Origin of the sequence: Streptomyces sp. NPDC006739 (assembly GCF_042869815.1) — a bacterium.
Classification (GTDB): domain Bacteria; phylum Actinomycetota; class Actinomycetes; order Streptomycetales; family Streptomycetaceae; genus Streptomyces.
The window spans coordinates 543,538-562,399 of the sequence record NZ_JBIAGM010000003.1 but is presented as its reverse complement, the minus strand read 5'-3'; the positions used below and the strand labels follow the sequence as shown (position 1 = coordinate 562,399).

The 18,862-nt window shown below is 71.6% G+C and carries 20 protein-coding genes; 9 read left to right on the top strand and 11 right to left on the bottom strand.

What is annotated here, in order from left to right; translation table 11 throughout:
- The first annotated feature begins 93 nt into the window (after positions 1 to 93).
- From ACFYMM_RS09415 to ACFYMM_RS09395, 5 genes are all read left to right on the top strand, one after another.
- Positions 94 to 939: an inositol monophosphatase family protein gene (locus ACFYMM_RS09415; protein ID WP_388385215.1), complete on the top strand. Its 846-nt coding sequence runs from the start codon at positions 94 to 96 to the stop codon at positions 937 to 939.
- Positions 940 to 1,084: 145 nt separating this feature from the next.
- The gene (locus ACFYMM_RS09410) at positions 1,085 to 2,494 is read left to right on the top strand and encodes a phytoene desaturase family protein (RefSeq protein ID WP_388385214.1); all 1,410 of its coding nucleotides are present in this window, start codon (positions 1,085 to 1,087) and stop codon (positions 2,492 to 2,494) included.
- Positions 2,491 to 2,997, top strand: a complete 507-nt coding sequence (locus ACFYMM_RS09405) for an O-acetyl-ADP-ribose deacetylase (protein ID WP_388385213.1) — start codon at positions 2,491 to 2,493, stop codon at positions 2,995 to 2,997. Before ACFYMM_RS09410 ends, ACFYMM_RS09405 begins: the two co-directional genes overlap by 4 nt.
- Positions 2,994 to 3,311 (top strand): ATP-binding protein, encoded by a 318-nt coding sequence (locus tag ACFYMM_RS09400; protein WP_388385305.1) that lies wholly within the window; start codon positions 2,994 to 2,996, stop codon positions 3,309 to 3,311. Before ACFYMM_RS09405 ends, ACFYMM_RS09400 begins: the two co-directional genes overlap by 4 nt.
- Positions 3,308 to 3,985: a response regulator gene (locus ACFYMM_RS09395; protein ID WP_388385212.1), complete on the top strand. Its 678-nt coding sequence runs from the start codon at positions 3,308 to 3,310 to the stop codon at positions 3,983 to 3,985. The genes ACFYMM_RS09400 and ACFYMM_RS09395 overlap by 4 nt, the downstream gene beginning before the upstream one ends.
- Before the next feature lie 19 nt (positions 3,986 to 4,004).
- Here ACFYMM_RS09395 and ACFYMM_RS09390 read toward each other — a convergent pair whose 3' ends face one another.
- Positions 4,005 to 4,871, bottom strand: coding sequence for a LysR family transcriptional regulator (locus tag ACFYMM_RS09390; protein WP_388385211.1), 867 nt, complete (start codon positions 4,869 to 4,871; stop codon positions 4,005 to 4,007).
- Between the two features lie 98 nt (positions 4,872 to 4,969).
- Here ACFYMM_RS09390 and ACFYMM_RS09385 point away from each other — a divergent pair, with 98 nt between their 5' ends.
- Both ACFYMM_RS09385 and ACFYMM_RS09380 read left to right on the top strand, forming a co-directional pair.
- Positions 4,970 to 6,460 carry an AlkA N-terminal domain-containing protein gene (locus ACFYMM_RS09385; protein WP_388385210.1) on the top strand — a complete coding sequence of 497 codons (1,491 nt, stop codon included), beginning with the start codon at positions 4,970 to 4,972 and terminating at the stop codon, positions 6,458 to 6,460.
- A gap of 50 nt (positions 6,461 to 6,510) precedes the next feature.
- Positions 6,511 to 6,996, top strand: coding sequence for a methylated-DNA--[protein]-cysteine S-methyltransferase (locus ACFYMM_RS09380; protein ID WP_388385209.1), 486 nt, complete (start codon positions 6,511 to 6,513; stop codon positions 6,994 to 6,996).
- Here the strand turns inward: ACFYMM_RS09380 and ACFYMM_RS09375 are convergent.
- On the bottom strand, positions 6,993 to 7,745 hold the full coding sequence (locus ACFYMM_RS09375) for an NAD-dependent deacetylase (RefSeq protein ID WP_388385208.1): 753 nt from the start codon (positions 7,743 to 7,745) through the stop codon (positions 6,993 to 6,995). The genes ACFYMM_RS09380 and ACFYMM_RS09375 overlap by 4 nt on opposite strands.
- A 77-nt stretch (positions 7,746 to 7,822) precedes the next feature.
- Between ACFYMM_RS09375 and ACFYMM_RS09370 the strand changes: the two genes are divergently transcribed.
- On the top strand, positions 7,823 to 8,023 hold the full coding sequence (locus tag ACFYMM_RS09370) for a type II toxin-antitoxin system VapB family antitoxin (protein ID WP_388385207.1): 201 nt from the start codon (positions 7,823 to 7,825) through the stop codon (positions 8,021 to 8,023).
- A 3-nt stretch (positions 8,024 to 8,026) separates the two neighbouring features.
- On the opposite strand, the gene ACFYMM_RS09365 is transcribed toward ACFYMM_RS09370, so the two are convergent.
- Together ACFYMM_RS09365 and ACFYMM_RS09360 are read right to left on the bottom strand one after the other, a co-directional pair.
- Positions 8,027 to 8,521: an NUDIX domain-containing protein gene (locus ACFYMM_RS09365; protein WP_388385206.1), complete on the bottom strand. Its 495-nt coding sequence runs from the start codon at positions 8,519 to 8,521 to the stop codon at positions 8,027 to 8,029.
- Positions 8,522 to 8,546: 25 nt separating this feature from the next.
- The gene (locus ACFYMM_RS09360) at positions 8,547 to 9,626 is read right to left on the bottom strand and encodes an ADP-ribosylglycohydrolase family protein (RefSeq protein WP_388385205.1); all 1,080 of its coding nucleotides are present in this window, start codon (positions 9,624 to 9,626) and stop codon (positions 8,547 to 8,549) included.
- 165 nt (positions 9,627 to 9,791) lie between these two features.
- Here ACFYMM_RS09360 and ACFYMM_RS09355 point away from each other — a divergent pair, with 165 nt between their 5' ends.
- Positions 9,792 to 10,928, top strand: a complete 1,137-nt coding sequence (locus tag ACFYMM_RS09355; protein ID WP_388385204.1) for a glycerate kinase — start codon at positions 9,792 to 9,794, stop codon at positions 10,926 to 10,928.
- Positions 10,929 to 11,009: 81 nt separating this feature from the next.
- On the opposite strand, the gene pssA is transcribed toward ACFYMM_RS09355, so the two are convergent.
- The 7 genes from pssA to ccrA all read right to left on the bottom strand — a co-directional run bounded on the left by pssA (position 11,010) and on the right by ccrA (position 18,767).
- Positions 11,010 to 11,831: a CDP-diacylglycerol--serine O-phosphatidyltransferase gene (gene pssA / locus ACFYMM_RS09350; RefSeq protein ID WP_388385304.1), complete on the bottom strand. Its 822-nt coding sequence runs from the start codon at positions 11,829 to 11,831 to the stop codon at positions 11,010 to 11,012.
- A gap of 22 nt (positions 11,832 to 11,853) precedes the next feature.
- On the bottom strand, positions 11,854 to 12,510 hold the full coding sequence (locus ACFYMM_RS09345; protein ID WP_388385203.1) for a phosphatidylserine decarboxylase: 657 nt from the start codon (positions 12,508 to 12,510) through the stop codon (positions 11,854 to 11,856).
- 171 nt (positions 12,511 to 12,681) lie between these two features.
- Positions 12,682 to 13,887 carry an acyl-CoA dehydrogenase family protein gene (locus tag ACFYMM_RS09340; RefSeq protein WP_388385202.1) on the bottom strand — a complete coding sequence of 402 codons (1,206 nt, stop codon included), beginning with the start codon at positions 13,885 to 13,887 and terminating at the stop codon, positions 12,682 to 12,684.
- Between the two features lie 3 nt (positions 13,888 to 13,890).
- Positions 13,891 to 14,397, bottom strand: a complete 507-nt coding sequence (locus tag ACFYMM_RS09335; RefSeq protein ID WP_059195327.1) for a MaoC family dehydratase — start codon at positions 14,395 to 14,397, stop codon at positions 13,891 to 13,893.
- 5 nt (positions 14,398 to 14,402) lie between these two features.
- On the bottom strand, positions 14,403 to 15,362 hold the full coding sequence (locus ACFYMM_RS09330; protein WP_388385201.1) for an HpcH/HpaI aldolase/citrate lyase family protein: 960 nt from the start codon (positions 15,360 to 15,362) through the stop codon (positions 14,403 to 14,405).
- Positions 15,359 to 17,482, bottom strand: coding sequence for a protein meaA (locus ACFYMM_RS09325; RefSeq protein ID WP_388385200.1), 2,124 nt, complete (start codon positions 17,480 to 17,482; stop codon positions 15,359 to 15,361). Before ACFYMM_RS09325 ends, ACFYMM_RS09330 begins: the two co-directional genes overlap by 4 nt.
- Complete coding sequence (ccrA, locus tag ACFYMM_RS09320; RefSeq protein ID WP_388385199.1) at positions 17,424 to 18,767, bottom strand: crotonyl-CoA carboxylase/reductase; 1,344 nt, start codon at positions 18,765 to 18,767, stop codon at positions 17,424 to 17,426. Before ccrA ends, ACFYMM_RS09325 begins: the two co-directional genes overlap by 59 nt.
- Positions 18,768 to 18,862 lie beyond the last annotated feature (95 nt).

Here is an 18,862-nt window from a genome sequence, read left to right as displayed (position 1 = left end):
GGGCCGGCACCGGAACCGGTTCTTCATCCCGATTCCACCCGGAGTGCACCGGGCGGGCGGGGATTGTCAGTGGCGCGTGCTCTCATGGAGGGCATGATCGAAGAGACGGAAACCATCGACGGGTTTCTCGCGCGCCGCTCGGCCGACGTGGAGGAAGCGGTCCGCGAGGCGGCCGCACAGGAGATCCTGCCCCGCTTCCGCCGCCTCGCCGCGCACGAGGTGGACCAGAAGAGCGGGCCGCACGACCTGGTGACGGACGCCGACCGGCTGGCCGAGGCGTACCTGACCGAAGCCCTCGGCGCCCTGCTGCCCGGCTCCGTGGTGGTCGGCGAGGAAGCGGTGCACGCCGACCCGGTCACCTACGAGGCGCTCCAGGGCGACGCGCCGGTCTGGATCGTCGACCCGGTCGACGGCACCCGGCAGTTCGTGCGGGGCGAAGACGGTTTCTGCACCCTCGTCGCACTCGCCCACCGGGGCGTCCTGCTCGCCTCCTGGACCTATGCCCCGGTCCGCGACCAGCTCGCCGTCGCCCTACGCGGCCGCGGCGCTTTCCTCGACGGCGAGCGGCTCCTCGCCGGCCCGCCGACGCCCGGCCGGGACCTGGCCGTCGCCACCTCCCACCCCGACTACACCACCGACGGGCAGAAGCAGGCGCTGCGCGCCCTGTGGACCGAGGGCGTCGCCCCACGTCCCTGCGGCTCGGCGGGCCTGGAGTATCTCGCCATAGCCAGGGGCGAGTTGGACGCCACCGTCTTCAGCTGGGAGGCCGCCTGGGACCACGCGGCGGGCCTGCTGCTCGTCGAGGAGGCGGGCGGCGCACACCTCACCGTCGACGGCGAGCCGTTCCGGATCACCGGCGGCAACGCGCTTCCGTTCACCACGGCCCGGGACACGGCCACGGCCCACCGGGTGGCGGAACTGCTGCGCCCGGCCGGCTGACGCCTCCCGGTCGTTCCCGGTCGCTCCTGGCCGGCGCCCCGCGCGGTTCCGGCCGACGGCCCCGCGCAAGGGGAGTGTCAGACCGGCGGCATATCCTGATGCAGAGTGGCCAGCCGGCTGACGAAGGGGTCCGAAGGTGCCGTCGATGCTCGATGCGGTCGTGGTGGGTGCGGGGCCGAACGGACTGACGGCCGCCGTGGAGCTGGCCCGGCGCGGCTTCTCGGTCGCCCTCTTCGAGGCCCGGCCCACCGTGGGCGGCGGGGCCCGCACCGAGGAACTGACGCTCCCCGGCTTCCGGCACGACCCCTGCTCCGCCGCGCACCCCCTCGGCATCAACTCCCCGGCGTTCCGCGCCATGCCGCTGGAGCGCTACGGGCTGGAGTGGCTGCACGCCGACCTCCCCATGGCGCACCCCTTCCCGGACGGCACCGCCGCCGTGCTGGCGCGGTCCGTGGCGGAGACGGCCGCCTCCTTCGGCCCCCGCGACGCCGGGTCGTACCGCAGACTCGTCGAGCCGTTCCTGCCCAGATGGGACGCCCTCGTCCGGGACTTCATGTCGCTGCCGTTCACCGCCCTGCCCCGCGACCCGGTCACCCTCGCCCGCTTCGGCCTGACCGGCCTGCCGCCCTCGACCTGGCTGATGCGCCGCTTCCACGACGAGCGGGCCAAGACCCTCTTCGCCGGCCTGGTGGCCCATGTCATGGCCCCCCTCGGCGGCCTCGCCACCGGCGCCATCGGCCTGGTCTTCGCGCTGGCCGCACACGCCCGAGGCTGGCCGGTGGCGCGCGGCGGCTCCCAGTCGATCTCCGACGCCCTGGCCGGCTACCTCACCGACCTCGGCGGCGCGGTCCACACCGACTACGAGGTCAAGCGCCTGGACGACCTGCCGCCCGCGCGCGCCTACGTCTTCGACACCTCGCCCACCGCCCTCGCCCGCATCGCCGGCTTCGGCGGTTACTACGACGGCTACCGCTACGGCCCCGGCGTCTTCAAGGTCGACTACGCCCTGGACGGCCCCGTTCCGTGGACCGCTCCCGAGGCCCGCGCCGCCGGCACCGTACAGATCGGCGCGAGCCGGGCCGAGATCGGCACCGCCCTGCGCGCCGCCTCCCGCGAGGGCCGCGCCCCCGACCGACCCTTCATGATCACCGTGCAGCCCAGTGTGGTCGACCCCACCCGCGCCCCCGACGGCAAACAGGTCTTCTGGGCGTACGGCCATGTCCCCAACGGCTGGACCGGGGACCTCACCGACGTCATGGAACGCCAACTGGAGCGCTTCGCCCCCGGTTTCCGCGACCGTGTGCTGGCCCGCGCCATCGCCGGCCCGCCCCAGATCGCCGCCCGCAACGCCAACTACGTCGGCGGCGACATCGGCTCCGGCGCGGTGTCCGGCCTGCAGACCCTGCTGCGCCCCAAGCTGTCGCTGTCGCCGTACAGCACCCTCCACCCGGCGGTGTTCATCTGCTCCTCGGCCACCCCGCCCGGCCCCGGTGTGCACGGCATGTCCGGACACAACGCGGCCAAAACCGTATGGAGGAGGCTGCGCCGGCCATGACCACGATCACGTTCGTCCAGGGCGACATCACCCACCAGAGTGCCGACGCGATCGTCAACGCGGCCAACTCCTCGCTGCTGGGCGGCGGAGGCGTGGACGGCGCCATCCACCGGCGCGGCGGCCCCGCGATCCTGGCGGACTGCCGCAGGCTGCGCGCCTCCCGGTACGGCAAGGGCCTGCCCACCGGCCAGGCGGTCGCCACGACGGCGGGTGAACTGGACGCGCGCTGGGTCATCCACACCGTCGGACCGCGATTCAGCCGCGAGGAGGACCGGTCGGAGCTGCTGGCCTCGTGCTACCGGGAGTCGCTGCGGGTGGCGGACGAGCTGGGCGCCCGCACCGTCGCCTTTCCGGCGGTCTCCGCGGGCATCTACGGATGGCCGGTCGAGGACGCCGCCCGGATCGCGGTGACGACGGTACGGGCGGCGCGGACCTCGGTCGAGGAGGTCAGGTTCGTCCTCTTCGACGAGACGGCGTACGCCGCGTTCGAACGGCAGAGCTGAGTCCCGCGCGGACGACCTCTCGGATCCTCCAGGAAGCCCTCACCAACGTCACCAAGCACGCGGCCACCTGCACCGCGCGGGTCCGGCTCGCCCACACCGCCCACCACCTGACCCTGACCGTCACCAACGACACCCCGACCGCCGGCCGCCCCGCCGCCCCGGCCACCTCGAAGGGCGGCTTCGGCCTGCTCGGCATGCGCGAGCGCGCCGCGGCCGTGGGCGGCACCTTCCACGCCGGACACCGGCCGCGGGGCGGCTTCGAGGTCGCCTGCGCCCTTCCGCTCGACAGCCACGACGAGAGCCCCTCCCCATGACCATCCGCGTCCTGCTCGCCGACGACCAGGCCCTGCTCCGGGCCACCTTCCGCATCCTCATCGACTCGGTCGAGGACCTGACGGTGGTCGCGGAGGCCGCCGACGGCCGGGAAGCCGTCGACCTCGCCGCCGAACACCGGCCCGACGTGGTGATCATGGACATCCGCATGCCCGACCTCGACGGGGTGGCGGCCACCGCGGCCATCTGCGCGCGACCGGAGCTGTCGGGGATCCACATCCTCGTCCTCACCACCTTCGAGAACGACGAGAACGTGGCCAAGGCCCTGCGCGCCGGCGCGAGCGGCTTCCTCGGCAAGGGCGTACGCCCCGGGGAACTCGTGTCGAGCATCCGCACCGTGGCGGCCGGCGACTCACTGCTGTCACCCATGGCCACCCGGGCCCTCATCACCCGCTTCCTGGCCACCCCGGACACCGACGGCCTCCTCGCGTTCCCCGACGCCGTCAAAGCCCTGACCGACCGCGAACGCGAGGTCACCGCCCTGGCCGCCTACGGCAGGTCCAACGCGGAGATCGCCGACCGGCTCGTCCTGAGCCCGCTGACCGTACGCAGCCACATCCAACGGGCCATGACCAAACTGCACGCCCGGGACCGCGCCCAGCTCGTCGTCATCGCCTACCAGAGCGGCCTGGTGAAACCGCAGCCCCCCAACTGATCCGGCCGGCCGCCACCGGTCAGCCCTGGGTCAGCCGGGCCCTCGCCGACCTGCGGAAAGCCGGCAGCAGCGGGTTGCGGTCGGCGGGGCGGGAGGCCAGGACGACCTGGACCGGCTCGGCATCCGCCACCCGCACGGCGGTGAGGTCGGGACGCAGGTTGGCGGTGAAGCCCGCCGGGGCGAGGGAGACCAGCTCGCCGCCGGCGACCAGCTCCAGCTTGTCCTCCACGGTCTCCACGAGCGGACCCTCGGCCGCCCCCTGCCGGCAGGCCGGGCGCTCGCCGCCGGAGAACCGAGGGAGCGTCTCACCGGCGAGGTCGTCGAGCGCCACCGACTCCTTGCCGGCCAGCCGGTGGTCCAGCGCGACCAGCAGCACCCGGGGCTCCTCGTAGAGGACCGTCACGTCCAGCCCGTCGGTGGGGAACATCAGCCGGGCCACCGCCACGTCCACCCGGTGGTCCAGCAGCGCGGCGAGCGGCTCGTTCCACGCCAGGTGCCGGGTACGGATGTCGGCCGTGGGATGCCGGTGGCGCAGATCGCGCACGGCCGGGGTGACGATCAGGTTCGTGGTGTAGCCGACGGTGAACCGGTCCGGACCGGCGGCCGCCCGGGTACGGGCCGCGGCCCGGGAGGCGGCCCGCAGCAGCTCCCTGGCCTGCGGCAGGAACACCTCGCCCGCCTCCGTCAGCCGGGTCCCCCGCGAGGTGCGGTCCAGCAGCCGGGCCCCCAACTGCTGCTCCAGCCGCCGGATCTGACGGCTCAGGGACGGCTGCGTGAGACGCAGTACGGCGGCGGCACGGCCGAAGTGCAGCTGCTCGGCGACGACGGTGAAGTACCGCACCAGACGCAGATCCAGGTCCGCCGGCAGCAGGGGGGAATCGGGCACCCCTCGACTGTAGCCCCGGCCCGCGCGGCCGGGACCGCCCCAGGGCCATGTCGGATTTCCGCCAGCGGTGCCGCCGTCGCATGGCCGATGCTGGAGCCATGCAGACAGGGACGCACCTCGACCGGGACCACTGCGTACGCGCCGTGCGGTCCAAGGACGCGCGGTTCGACGGCTGGTTCTTCACCGCCGTCCTGACCACCCGCATCTACTGCCGGCCCAGCTGCCCGGCCGTCCCGCCCAAACCCGAGAACATGACCTTCTACCCGAGCGCCGCCGCCTGCCAGCAGGCCGGATTCCGGGCATGCAAGCGCTGCCGCCCCGACACCAGCCCCGGCTCCCCGGAGTGGAACCAGCGCGCCGACCTGGTGGCCCGCGCCATGCGGCTCATCGCCGACGGCGTCGTGGACCGCGACGGCGTGCCCGGACTCGCCGCCCGCCTCGGCTACAGCGCGCGGCAGGTGGAACGGCAACTGCTCGCCGAACTGGGCGCCGGACCCCTCGCCCTGGCCCGGGCGCAGCGCGCCCAGACCGCCCGCCTGCTGGTGGAGACGACCCCGCTGCCGATGGCGGAGATCGCCTTCGCCGCCGGTTTCTCCTCGATCCGGACCTTCAACGACACCGTCCGCGAGGTCTTCGCCCTGTCCCCGAGCGAACTGCGCGGTCGCGCCCCGAAGTCCGGCGCCACCGGCACCGGCGGCACGCCCGGCACACTGTCCCTGCGGCTGCCCTTCCGCGCCCCGCTCAACCCCGACAACCTCTTCGGCCACCTCGCCGCCACCGCCGTACCCGGCGTCGAGGAGTGGCGCGACGGCGCCTACCGGCGCACGCTCAGGCTGCCCTACGGCCACGGGATCGTCGCCCTGGCCCCCACCCCCGACCACATCGCCTGCCGCCTCACCCTCAGCGACCTGCGCGATCTGACCGTCGCCAGCAGCCGCTGCCGCCGCCTGCTCGACCTGGACGCCGACCCGGTCGCCGTCGACGAGCAACTGCGCGGCGACCCGCTGCTCGCCCCGCTGGTGGACAAGGCACCGGGCCGGCGTGTGCCGCGCACCGTCGACGAGGCCGAGTTCGCCGTCCGGGCCGTGCTCGGTCAGCAGGTCTCCACCGCCGCCGCCCGCACCCACGCCGCCCGGCTGGTCACCGCCCACGGAGAGCCGGTCGACGACCCCGACGGCGGCCTCACCCATCTCTTCCCGTCCCCCGAGGCGCTCGCCGCCCTGGACCCCGAGTCGCTGGCGATGCCCCGCACCCGGCGCACCACCTTCACCACCCTGGTCCGCGAACTCGCCGACGGCACCCTGCGCCTGGGCGTGGAGAGCGACTGGGCGCAGGCCCGCGCCCGGCTCCTCGCCCTGCCCGGCTTCGGGCCCTGGACGGTCGACGTCATCGCCATGCGCGCCCTCGGCGACCCCGACGCCTTCCTCCCGACCGACCTCGGCATCCGGCGCGCGGCGGGCGAACTGGGCCTGCCCTCCACCCCGGCCGCACTCACGGCACGGGCCGCGGCCTGGCGGCCCTGGCGGGCGTACGCGGTCCAGTACCTGTGGGCGACCGACAGCCACCCGATCAACTTCCTGCCCGTATGACGACAGACCGTATGACGACAGCCCCGCATGACGACAGTCAAGGACCTCCAGTGAAGCACCACACCGTGATCGACAGCCCCTACGGCCCGCTCACCCTGGTCGCCGCCGACGACGGCGCGCTGTGCGGCCTCTACATGACCGACCAGCGCCACCGCCCGCCCGAGGAGACCTTCGGCGCCCGCGACGACACCCTCTTCGCCGAGGCGGAAGAACAGCTGACGGCGTACTTCGCGGGCGAACTGAAGGAGTTCAACCTCCCGCTCCGCCTGGACGGAACGCCGTTCCAGCGCACCGTCTGGGAACAGCTGACCAGGATCCCGTACGGCGAGACGCGCTCCTACGGCGAACTCGCCGACGCCCTCGGCAACCCCAAGGCCTCCCGCGCGGTCGGCCTCGCCAACGGCCGCAACCCGGTCGGCATCATCGTCCCCTGCCACCGCGTGATCGGCGCGAGCGGCAGCCTCACCGGGTACGGCGGCGGCCTGGACCGCAAGAAGCGCCTGCTGGACTTCGAGCGGGGAACGGCGCTCTTCTAGGCCCCCGGCCGCTCGTCGGCGTACTCCTGTCCCAGCCGCTTCAGCAGCCGGGGCAGGGCGGTGCCGATCGGCTCCCGCACGACCTCCTCGGCACGGTCGTCGTACGGCGTCGGCTCGGCGTTGACGACGACCAGGCGGGCGCCGTGGTCGGCGGCGACGCCGGCCAGCCCGGCCGCGGGCTGCACCTGGAGGCTGGTGCCGACGGCGATGAACACCGTGCAGGCCTTGGTGATGGCGACGGCCTCCCCGAGGACCACCGGGTCGAGCCGCTCGCCGAACATCACCGTCGCCGACTTCAGGATCCCGCCGCACCGCAGACACGGCGGATCCTCCTCACCGGCCTCGACCCGGGCGAGCGCGTCCTCCATCGGCCCGCGCACATGGCACCCGGTGCACACCACGGCACGCGCGGTCCCGTGCAGTTCCAGCACCTTGCGGGCCGGCATCCCGGCGAGCTGGTGCAGCCCGTCCACGTTCTGCGTGATCACCCGCACCGGGATCCCGGACCTCTCCAGCTCGGCCACGGCCCGGTGGGCGACGTTCGGCTCGGCCCCGAGCGTCCGGTTCGCCCGCCGCATCCGCCACGACCGCCGCCGGATCTCCGGATCCGCCATGTAGTACTCGTACGTGACGAGTTTCTCGGCCTCCGGATCCCTGCGCCACAGCCCGTTGGGACCGCGGTAGTCGGGGATGCCGGAGTCGGTGGAGATCCCGGCCCCGGAGAGCAGCGCGACGAGCGGCTTGGTCATGGCACCGAGGGTAGGGCGGACGGTGCGGGGGCGGCGAACGGATATCGCCGGCCCCCTCGCGGTGCTAACGTCCGTCCATGGCCAAGGTCACCGTGTCGCTGGACGCCGAGCTGGTCGTCGAAGTCATGGTCCTCGCGGGTGTCGGCAACCCGCAGGACGCCGTCGAGCTGGTCGTCCGGGACTACATCCAGCGCGGACACCGCACGGAGGCCCGGGTCGTCGAGCGCGACGACGCCATGCGCGACAGGGACGGAAAGCCGCGCCAGCCCGAGGGCTGACGGTCAGGCCACCCGGTGGCCGTTCTCCAGTTCGGCCGTGCCGGAGCCGTCGGCCAGGACGTCCAGGGCCGTCAGTACGCGGTCGCGGAGGGTGCCCAGCAGATGGTCGCCCAGTTCCTCGCGGGGAACGAGCCGCCAGGACAGCAGCTCCTCCTCCTGCAGCCGGATCGCCTTGAGGTCCTCCGCGGACAGGACGCCACCGTCGTACAGGTACGCCACCAGCGGCGGGAAGCCCGGCCGGTACACCCAGTCCACCGCGAGCAGCCGCCCGAGTTCACGGTCCAGGCCGATCTCCTCCAGGGTCTCCCGGTGGGCGCCCTGGCGCGGGGTCTCGCCCCCGTCGGACTCGATCGTGCCGCCGGGCAGCGCCCAGCCCTCGCGGTAGTTGGGCTCGACGAGCAGGACCCGTCCCTCCTCGTCACGGAAGAGGGCGGCGGCACCGGACAGGACACGCGGCAGACCCGCGAGGTACGCGGCGAATTCTTCAGAGCTGGCCATTGAGGAAGGGTAACCACCCCGCCGGTCAGCCCTCCGCCTTCACCTCCGCCAGCCGCAGCGTCCGCTCCGCAAGCTCGCTGATCCGTACCCCGTCGAAGCCGAAGACCGCGCTGCGGACCATGTCCTCCAGCGGCTCCGTCCACTGGGCCGGGATCGCGCGGGCCCCGGTGAACACCCCGGCCACCGAACCCGCCGTCGCCCCGTTGGAGTCGGTGTCCAGGCCGCCGCGGACGGTGAGGGCGAGGGTGCGGGTGAAGTCGCCGTCGCCGTACAGCAGCCCGGCGGTCAGGACGGCGGCGTTCGGCACGGTGTGGATCCAGCCGAGCCCGGCGGTCTCCCCGGACACCGTCGCCAGGGTCTCCTCCCAGCTCAGCCGGGCCTCGTGCAGGGACACCACCCGCCGCACGGTGCGGGCCAGCCGGCTGCTCGCCGGGATCACGCCGAGCGCCGTGTCCACCGCGTGCCGTACGGTCGGGGCGGTGAACGCCGCCGCGATCAGCGCCGCGGCCCACTGGGCGCCGTACACGCCGTTTCCGGTGTGGGACAGCACCGCGTCCCGGCGGGCCAGCCCGGCCGCGCGCCGGGGGTCGCCGGGACAGGTCCAGCCGTAGACGTCGGCGCGGATCAGGGCGCCGATCCACTCCTGGAAGGGGTTCTCGTGCGTGGCCGTCAGCGGGGGCTTGAGCCCGCCAGCGAGGTTGCGGTACGCCGCCCGTTCCGCCGTGAAGGTCTGCAGGTACGGCAGCCTCAGCAGCCACAGGTCGCCGACCTGTTCGGTGCTGAAACCGAAGCCGTGGGTCTCCAGCAGGTGCAGACCGAGGATCGCGTAGTCGACGTCGTCGTCGCGGCAGCTGCCGTGGATGCGCCCGCGCACGCACTGGCGCCACTCGGGTCTGAGCGCGCTCCCGTCCCTCTCGTCGGCCGGCTCGGGGAGGTAGTCGGTGAGCGGCAGGGCCGACGCCCGCCGCAGATAGCGGTCGATGCGCTCGCGGGTCCACACCTCGCCCTGCTCGACCGGCTTGCCGAGCATGTTGCCCGCGATCCGGCCCAGCCAGCCGCCGAGCAGACGGTCGGCGAGGTCCGGTTCACTGCCCACAGCGGTCATGGCTGGGATGTACCCGTTTTTCACAGGCCGCTCCCAGCCGCCGCCCAGGGTTCGGGCGCGGCATGACGCCGGGGGCGTCCTGCGGTTATGGTCGCAGCGGCGCGACTGGCCCTGACGTGCGCGGGGCCCGGAGAGCAAGGGGAAAGCAAGGTGGCGGACGCTGCAGTGAACGAGACCCGTCGGGTGCTCATCGCCGCGGACAAGTTCAAGGGCTCGCTGACGGCCGTGCAGGTCGCCGAGCGGGTGACGGCCGGGCTGCGCCGGGTCGTACCGGGCCTCGACGTGGAGGCGCTGCCCGTGGCCGACGGCGGCGACGGGACCGTGGACGCGGCGGTCGCGGCCGGGTTCGAGCGACGGGAGATCCGGGTCGCGGGCCCGCTGGGGCAGGAGGTCACCGCCGCGTTCGCGCTGTGCGGCGACACCGCGGTGGTGGAGATGGCCGAGGCCAGCGGCCTGCAGCGGCTGCCGGCCGGCGTCTTCGCGCCGCTCACCGCCTCCACGTACGGCTCCGGAGAGCTGCTGCGCGCCGCGCTGGACGCGGGCGCGCGGACGATCGTGTTCGGTGTCGGCGGCAGCGCCACCACCGACGGCGGTGCCGGGATGCTGACGGCGCTCGGCGCGCGGTTCCTGGACGGGGACGGGGAGCCGGTGGCGCCGGGTGGCGGCGGTCTGGCCGGTCTGGCGCGCGCCGATCTGTCCGGGCTCGACACCCGGCTCGCCTCGGTCGAGCTGGTGCTCGCCAGCGACGTCGACAACCCGCTGACCGGGCCGACGGGCGCGCCGGCGGTGTACGGCCCGCAGAAGGGCGCCTCGCCGGACGACGTGGCGGCCCTGGACGCGGCGCTCGCACACTTCGCCAAGGTGCTGGAGGCGGAGGCCGGGGCGGACGCCGCGCGGTACGCGGCGGCGCCGGGCGCGGGTGCGGCGGGCGGCATCGGATACGGCGCGCTGCTGCTCGGTGCCCGGTTCCGCCCCGGCATCGAGGTGATGCTGGACGTCCTGGGCTTCGCCCCCGCGCTGGATCGGGCCTCGCTGGTCATCACCGGTGAGGGGTCCCTGGACGAGCAGACGCTGCACGGCAAGGCCCCGGCGGGGGTCGCCGCGGCGGCTCGGGCGGCCGGCAAGGACGTGGTCGCGGTGTGCGGGCGCCTCGCGCTGCCCCCGCAGGCGCTCGAGCGGGCGGGGATCGGGCGGGCGTACCCGCTCACCTCGGTGGAGCCGGACGTCGCCCGGTGCATCGCGGACGCGGGGCCGATCCTGGAGCGGGTGGCCTCCCGGATCGCCGAGGACCTCTTCGGCTGACCCGGGCGGGACACGGCGAAGGGCCCCGAACCATCGGGTTCGGGGCCCTTCGTACGAAGGCCGGTGCGGGCTCGCGCGGGCTTACGGCAGCTGCGCCGCGCGCGCCTCCCGCCGGTTGTCGCGGAAGTTGTTCACCCGGCGGGCCGTGGCGAACAGGGGGATCACCGCGCCCGTCACCAGCTGCAGGGCGCAGCCGGTCTGCAGCAGCAGCTGGCCGCTCGGGGCGTCGAAGGCCCATGCCGCCAGGAGCCCCATCGACACGACGATCCAGGACAGCATCGCCACCGCGAGGCGGCCGCGCGGCTTCGGGTACTCGACGCGGCTCACCATCAGCCAGGCCGTGCCGAGGATCGCCAGGAGCGTCGCCACGAAGGGCAGCTCCAGGAGCACGATCGAGACCACCGTCAGAGCCCCGAACGGCGAGGGCATGCCCTGGAACATGCCGTTCGGGACGGTCACGCAGGAGAAGCGTGCCAGACGCAGTACGACGGCCAGGAGCACCACGATTGCCCCGAGCGCCGCGACTCTCTGGTGCGCGTCGTCCGCGACCATGCCGTAGACGAGCACGAAGTAGGCGGGTGCCAGTCCGAAGCTGATCAGGTCGGAGAGGTTGTCCAGCTCGGCGCCCATGGGGGAGGAGCGCAGCTTCCGCGCCACCAGGCCGTCGAACAGGTCGAAGACCGCCGCGCACAGCATCAGGATGACGGCCGTGGCCGCGCTGTGACGGGCCATGCCGGCCGACTCGTCGTTGCCCGTCAGGTGCGGGATCAGGATGCCGGTGGTGGTGAAGTACACCGCCATGAAGCCGCAGGTGGCGTTGCCGAGGGTGAGGGTGTCCGCTATTGAGAGGCGGAGCGAGAGGGGCATCTCCTCCTCTTCGTCCACCTCGTCGGCCTCGGGCACCCAGCCCGCCTGTGTCTCCGGATCAATCACGGTCAATGCGAGTCACCCCAGCCACGGTCTTCTGCCCGACCTCGACCGCGACCTCCACGCCCTCGGGCAGGTAGAGGTCGACGCGCGAGCCGAAGCGGATCAGACCGATGCGGTCACCCTGCTCGACCTTGGTGCCCCGCGGGAGGTAGGGCACGATGCGGCGGGCCACCGCGCCGGCGATCTGGATCATCTCGATGTCGCCGAGTTCGGTGTCGAAATGCCAGACTACGCGCTCGTTGTTCTCGCTCTCCTTGTTGAACGCGGGAACGAAGCCGCCGGGGATGTGCTCGACCGACGTCACGGTGCCCGCGAGGGGCGCGCGGTTGACGTGGACGTTGAGCGGGCTCATGAAGATCGCGACGCGGGTACGCCCGTCCTTCCACGGCATGATGCTCTGCACCACACCGTCGGCGGGGGAGATGACCCGGCCCGGGGCGATCTCCCGCTCGGGGTCGCGGAAGAACCACAGCATGCCCGCCGCGAGCGCGGTGGCGGGTACGGCGACGGCCCTGGCGGCGCCGGAGCGGCGTGCGCGGACCAGACTGAGGGCTGCGGTGGCGACGGTCGGCAGAAGCCACGGCGATGCTCCGCGCGCGAGGCGTACGCCGGCTCGGCTGTCGCGAGGTGCAGAGGTTTGGCTGTGGGGCATGGATGACCTTCGTAGCGGATGATGCCGCGCTGCAGTTGGGGGACGGCGGCTTTCCCGGGATCGTACCGGTCGCGGGCCGCAACTGGGCAAGCCAGGAAGCCGAGTCGGCGGCCGAAGAGTGCCTACGGGGTGTGATCTTCTTCTCGAAGAAAACACCCCGCATGCGGACATTCAGCCTTGGAATCGATACTCTTCGAGCAACCTTCGCCCGATGATCATTTTCTGGATCTCGGCGGTACCTTCGCCGATCAGCAACATCGGCGCCTCACGGTAGAGACGTTCGATCTCGTACTCCTTCGAGAAGCCGTACCCGCCGTGGATCCGGAAGGCGTCCTCCACGACCTCCTTGCAGTACTCGGAGGCGAGGTACTTCGCCATCCCCGCTTCGAGGTCGTTTCGCTGCCCGGAGTCCTTTTTGCGTGCCGCGTTGACCATCATGGCATGCGCGGCCTCGACCTTGGTGGCCATCTCGGCCAGTTTGAACTGGATGGCCTGGTGCTGGGCGATCGCCTTGCCGAAGGTGTGACGCTGCTGGGCGTACCGCACGCCCAGTTCGAACGCACGCTGCGCGACACCGCAGCCACGCGCCGCCACGTTGACGCGGCCGACCTCCACGCCGTCCATCATTTGGTAAAAACCTCGGCCGGTGACCCCGCCGAGCACCCGATCGGCCGGTACCCGCAGGCCGTCCATGATCAGCTCGGTGGTGTCGACGCCCTTGTAGCCCATCTTGTCGATCTTGCCGGGGATGGTCAGGCCGGGGCGGACCTCACCGAAGCCGGGCTCCTTCTCGACCAGGAACGTCGTCATCGACTTGTGGGGGGCCGTGCCCTCGGGGTGTCCTTCGTCACTTCGGACCAGGACGGCCACCAGAGACGACGTACCGCCGTTCGTCAGCCACATCTTCTGACCGTTCAGGACGTACTCGTCGCCGTCCTTGACCGCCTTCGACGTGATCGCCGACACGTCGGAGCCGAGCCCCGGCTCCGACATCGAGAAGGCGCCCCGGATGTCGCCGGCCGCCATGCGCGGCAGGAAGTGGTCCTTCTGCTCCTGCGTGCCGTGCTGCTTGAGCATGTACGCCACGATGAAGTGCGTGTTGATGATGCCGGAGACCGACATCCAGCCGCGGGCGATCTCCTCGACGCAGAGGGCGTACGTCAGGAGCGACTCGCCCAGACCGCCGTACTCCTCGGGGATCATCAGACCGAACAGGCCGAGTTCCTTCAGGCCGTCGACGATCTGCTGCGGGTACTCGTCGCGGTGCTCCAGCTCGGTCGCGACCGGGATGATCTCTTTGTCGACGAAGTCGCGGACGGTGGAGAGAATCTCCTGCTGGACATCGGTCAGACCGGCGGTCTGGGCGAGGCGCGCCATCGATCAGCCTTCCTGAAGTTCCGGGCGGCCGGGCTGCTCGCCGCCGCGCTCCTTGATGTACGTCTCGGTCGGCACCATCACCTTGCGGCGGAACACGCACACCAGCGTGCCGTCCTGCTTGTAGCCCTTGGTCTCGACGTAGACGATGCCGCGGTCGTTCTTCGACTTCGACGGCCACTTGTCGAGCACGGTGGTCTGGCCGTAGATCGTGTCGCCGTGGAAGGTCGGCGCCACGTGCTTGAGCGACTCGATCTCCAGGTTGGCGATCGCCTTGCCGGAGATGTCCGGCACGGACATGCCGAGCAGGAGGGAGTAGATGTAGTTGCCCACCACGACGTTCTTGCCGAAGTCGGTCGTCTTCTCCGCATAGTTGGTGTCCATGTGGAGCGGGTGGTGGTTCATGGTGAGGAGACAGAACAGGTGGTCGTCGTACTCGGTGACCGTCTTTCCCGGCCAGTGCTTGTACGTCGCCCCGACCTCGAACTCCTCGTAGGTGCGTCCGAACTGCATCGCGCTCAGGCCTCCGGGATCTCGAACTTCGACGTGCGCCGCATACCGGCCGCGCGTCCCTTGCCGGAGATGACCAGCGCCATCTTGCGGCTGGCCTCGTCGATCATCTCGTCGCCGAGCATCGCGGAGCCCTTCTTGCCGCCCGCCTCGGACGTGTAGTAGTCGTACGCGTCCAGGATCAGCTCGGCGTGGTCGTAGTCCTCCTGGGAGGGCGAGAAGATCTCGTTGGACGCCTCGACCTGGCCCGGGTGCAGCACCCACTTGCCGTCGAAGCCGAGCGCGGCGGCGCGCCGGGCGACCTCGCGGTAGCCGTCGATGTTGCGGATCTGCAGGTAGGGGCCGTCGATCGCCTGGAGGTCGTTGGCGCGGGCGGCCATCAGGATCTTCATCAGGATGTAGTGGTAGGCGTCCGCCGGGTAGCCGGGCGGCTGCTCGCCCACGACCAGCGACTTCATGTTGATCGACGCCATGAAGTCGGCCGGGCCGAAGATGATCGTCTCGACCCGCGGGGAGGCCTGCGCGATCTCGTTGACGTTGTTGAGGCCCTGCGCGTTCTCGATCTGCGCCTCGATGCCGATCCGGCCGACCTCGAAGCCCATGGTCTTCTCGATCTGGGTCAGCAGGAGGTCGAGGGCGACGACCTGCTGGGCGTTCTGCACCTTCGGCAGCATGATGCAGTCGAGGTTGGGGCCGGCGCCCTCCACCACGGTGACGACGTCGCGGTACGTCCACTCGGTCGTCCAGTCGTTGACACGGACCACCCTGGTCTTGCCGGTCCAGTCACCCTCGTTGAGGAACTTGACGATGGTGTGCCGCGCCTCGGGCTTGGCGAGTGGCGCGCACGCGTCCTCCAGGTCGAGGAAGACCTGGTCCGCCGGGAGGCCCTGCGCCTTCTCCAGGAAGCGGGGGTTCGAGCCCGGCACGGCCAGGCAGGAACGCCGCGGGCGGAGACGGTTGACGGTCATGCGGGGACCTCCAGGGGGTCGAGCTTGTTCGCTTTCCGGATCTCGTCGACGATACGGCCGATGATCCCGGTGATGTCGAAGTCCTTCGGGGTGAAGACCGCGGCCACTCCGGTGGCCCTGAGCTGCTCGGCGTCCGCGTTCGGGATGATCCCGCCGGCGATCACCGGGATGTCCGGCGCGCCGGCCTCGCGCAGCCGCTCCAGCACGTCCGGCACCAGCTGGGCGTGCGAGCCGGACAGGATGGACAGGCCGACCGCGTGCACGTCCTCGGCCAGGGCCGCGTCCACGATCTGCTCGGGCGTGAGCCGGATGCCCTGGTAGACCACCTCGAAGCCGGCGTCCCGGGCGCGCACGGCGATCTGCTCGGCGCCGTTGGAGTGCCCGTCCAGACCGGGCTTGCCGACCAGGAAGCGCAGCTTGCCGACGCCGAGGTCGCGGGCGGTGGCGTCCACCTTGGCGCGCACCTCGGCCAGCGCCGAGCCCGCCTCGGTGGCGACGGCCACCGGCGCGGAGGAGACCCCGGTCGGCGCCCGGAACTCGCCGAACACCTCGCGCAGCGCGCCCGCCCACTCGCCGGTCGTGACCCCGGCCCGGGCGCACTCCAGGGTGGCCTCCATCAGGTTGTCGGTGCCCTTGGCGGCCTCCTTCAGCCTCTCCAGAGCCTTGCAGGGGCGCGGGTGGTTGAAGGGCGGCTGGTAGCGGGTGTCCCGCCAGTGCTGGAGCGCGGCGATGACCTGGGCCTCGACCGCCGGGTCGACGGTCTGGATCGCGGTGTCCAGGTCGGCCGTCAGCGGGTTCGGCTCGGTCGTCTCGAAGATGTTGACGCCGACGATCTTCTCCTGCCCGGACTCGATCCGGGCCCGCCGCTCGGCGTGCGAGGCGACCAGCTGCGACTTGAGGTAGCCGGACTCGACGGCGGCCATCGCGCCGCCCATCTCCTGGATGCGGTCGATCTCGGCGAAGGACTCCTCGACGAGGGCGGCCACCTTCGCCTCTATGACGTGCGAGCCGTCGAAGATGTCCGCGTACTCCAGCAGGTCGCTCTCGTGCGCCAGGACCTGCTGGATGCGCAGCGACCACTGCTGGTCCCAGGGACGGGGCAGGCCGAGGGCCTCGTTCCAGGCGGGCAGCTGCACGGCACGCGCGCGTGCGTCCTTGGAGAGGGTGACGGCCAGCATCTCCAGGACGATCCGCTGGACGTTGTTCTCCGGCTGCGCCTCCGTCAGGCCCAGGGAGTTGACCTGGACGCCGTACCGGAAGCGGCGCTGGCGGGGGTCCTCGATGCCGTAGCGCTCGCGGGTGATCCGGTCCCAGATGCGGCCGAACGCCCGCATCTTGCACATCTCCTCGACGAAGCGGACGCCCGCGTTCACGAAGAAGGAGATGCGCGCGACCACGTCGCCCATGCGTTCCTGCGGCACCTGGCCCGAGTCACGGACGGCGTCCAGCACGGCGATCGCCGTCGACATCGCGTACGCGATCTCCTGCACCGGCGTGGCCCCGGCCTCCTGCAGGTGGTAGCTGCAGATGTTGATCGGGTTCCACTTCGGCATGTGGGAGACCGTGTACGCGATCATGTCCGTCGTCAGCCGCAGCGAGGGCTCCGGCGGGAAGACATGGGTGCCCCGCGACAGGTACTCCTTGACGATGTCGTTCTGGGTCGTGCCCTGGAGCCGGGCGATGTCCGCGCCCTGCTCCTCGGCGACGACCTGGTAGAGCGCCAGCAGCCACATGGCGGTGGCGTTGATCGTCATCGAGGTGTTCATCTGCTCCAGCGGGATGTCCTGGAACAGCCTGCGCATGTCACCCAGGTGCGCCACCGGCACGCCGACCCGGCCGACCTCGCCGCGGGCGAGGATGTGGTCGGAGTCGTAGCCGGTCTGCGTCGGCAGGTCGAACGCCACCGACAGACCGGTCTGGCCCTTGGCGAGGTTGCGCCGGTACAGCTCGTTGGACGCCTCGGCCGTGGAGTGGCCGGCGTAGGTGCGCATGAGCCACGGCCGGTCCTTCTCGCGTATGCCTTCGGCGGGCTGACGCTCAGTCATCTTGACCCCGGGTGTCTCAGATGTTGCGGAAGCGGTTGATGGCGTCGATGTGCTGGGCGCGCTTCTCCGTGTCACGCACGCCGAGGCCCTCCTCGGGGGCCAGGCACAGCACGCCGACCTTGCCCTGGTGGAGGTTGCGGTGCACGTCGTAGGCCGCCTGGCCGGTCTCCTCCAGGGAGTAGACCTTCGACAGGGTCGGGTGGATCTTGCCCTTCGCGATGAGCCGGTTGGCCTCCCAGGCCTCGCGGTAGTTGGCGAAGTGCGAGCCGATGATCCGCTTCAGGGACATCCACAGGTAGCGGTTGTCGTACTCGTGCATGTAGCCCGAGGTCGAGGCGCAGGTGGTGATGGTGCCGCCCTTGCGGGTGACGTAGACCGAGGCGCCGAAGGTCTCGCGGCCGGGGTGCTCGAAGACGATGTCGATGTCCTCGCCGCCGGTCAGCTCGCGGATGCGCTTGCCGAAGCGCTTCCACTCCTTCGGGTCCTGGGTGTGCTCGTCCTTCCAGAACTTGTAGTCCTCGGCGGTGCGGTCGATGATCGCCTCGGCGCCCATCGAGCGGCAGATCTCCGCCTTCTGCGGCGAGGACACGACACAGATGGGGTTGGCGCCGCCGGCCAGCGCGAACTGCGTGGCGTACGAGCCGAGTCCGCCACTCGCGCCCCAGATGAGCACGTTGTCGCCCTGCTTCATGCCGGCGCCGTTGCGGGAGACCAGCTGCCGGTAGGCGGTGGAGTTGACCAGGCCGGGGGCGGCGGCCTCCTCCCAGCTGAGGTGGTCCGGCTTGGGCATCAGCTGGTTGGACTTGACCAGCGCGACCTCCGCGAGGCCGCCGAAGTTCGTCTCGAAGCCCCAGATGCGCTGCTCGGGGTCGAGCATCGTGTCGTTGTGGCCGTCGGAGGACTCCAGCTCGACGGACAGGCAGTGCGCGACGACCTCGTCACCGGGCTTCCAGGCGTTGACGCCCGGGCCGGTGCGCAGCACGACGCCGGCGAGGTCGGAGCCGATGATGTGGTACGGCAGGTCGTGGCGCTTGGCCAGCTCGTTGGTGCGGCCGTAGCGCTCCAGGAAGCCGAACGTCGACAGCGGCTCGAAGATCGACGTCCACACGGAGTTGTAGTTGACCGAGGAGGCCATGACGGCCACCAGGGCCTCGCCCGGGCCCAGCTCGGGCAGCGGCACCTCGTCGAGGTGGATCGACTTGCGGGGGTCCTTGTCGCGGGTGGTGAGCCCGGCGAACATCTCCGTCTCGTCCTTGTGCACGGTGATCGCGCGGTACGAGTCGGGGAGCGGGAGGGCGGCGAAGTCGGCGGACGTGGAGTCCGGGGACTGGATCGCGGCCAGGATGTCCTTGACGGTCACGGTGTTGCCTCCGGCGGTGAGCGCCCTGAGGGAGGGGCGCTGAGGGTTGCGTCGGTGCTGCTGAGGGTTTTTTCGAGAAGTGCCGTCGGTTCGGC

Excerpts from the sequence above, each read along its gene's own strand:
- ACFYMM_RS09415 (WP_388385215.1), top strand. The coding sequence starts at position 94 with ATGATCGAAGAGACGGAAACCATCGACGGGTTTCTCGCGCGCCGCTCG.
- ACFYMM_RS09340 (WP_388385202.1), bottom strand. The coding sequence starts at position 13,887 with ATGGCGCGCCTCGCCCAGACCGCCGGTCTGACCGATGTCCAGCAGGAG.
- ACFYMM_RS09345 (WP_388385203.1), bottom strand. The coding sequence starts at position 12,510 with ATGCCCCACAGCCAAACCTCTGCACCTCGCGACAGCCGAGCCGGCGTA.
- ACFYMM_RS09375 (WP_388385208.1), bottom strand. The coding sequence starts at position 7,745 with ATGACCAAGCCGCTCGTCGCGCTGCTCTCCGGGGCCGGGATCTCCACC.
- ACFYMM_RS09385 (WP_388385210.1), top strand. The coding sequence starts at position 4,970 with ATGCAGACAGGGACGCACCTCGACCGGGACCACTGCGTACGCGCCGTG.
- ACFYMM_RS09335 (WP_059195327.1), bottom strand. The coding sequence starts at position 14,397 with ATGCAGTTCGGACGCACCTACGAGGAGTTCGAGGTCGGGGCGACGTAC.
- ACFYMM_RS09405 (WP_388385213.1), top strand. The coding sequence starts at position 2,491 with ATGACCACGATCACGTTCGTCCAGGGCGACATCACCCACCAGAGTGCC.
- ACFYMM_RS09395 (WP_388385212.1), top strand. The coding sequence starts at position 3,308 with ATGACCATCCGCGTCCTGCTCGCCGACGACCAGGCCCTGCTCCGGGCC.
- ACFYMM_RS09410 (WP_388385214.1), top strand. The coding sequence starts at position 1,085 with ATGCTCGATGCGGTCGTGGTGGGTGCGGGGCCGAACGGACTGACGGCC.
- ACFYMM_RS09370 (WP_388385207.1), top strand. The coding sequence starts at position 7,823 with ATGGCCAAGGTCACCGTGTCGCTGGACGCCGAGCTGGTCGTCGAAGTC.
- ACFYMM_RS09365 (WP_388385206.1), bottom strand. The coding sequence starts at position 8,521 with ATGGCCAGCTCTGAAGAATTCGCCGCGTACCTCGCGGGTCTGCCGCGT.
- ACFYMM_RS09330 (WP_388385201.1), bottom strand. The coding sequence starts at position 15,362 with ATGACCGTCAACCGTCTCCGCCCGCGGCGTTCCTGCCTGGCCGTGCCG.
- ACFYMM_RS09360 (WP_388385205.1), bottom strand. The coding sequence starts at position 9,626 with ATGACCGCTGTGGGCAGTGAACCGGACCTCGCCGACCGTCTGCTCGGC.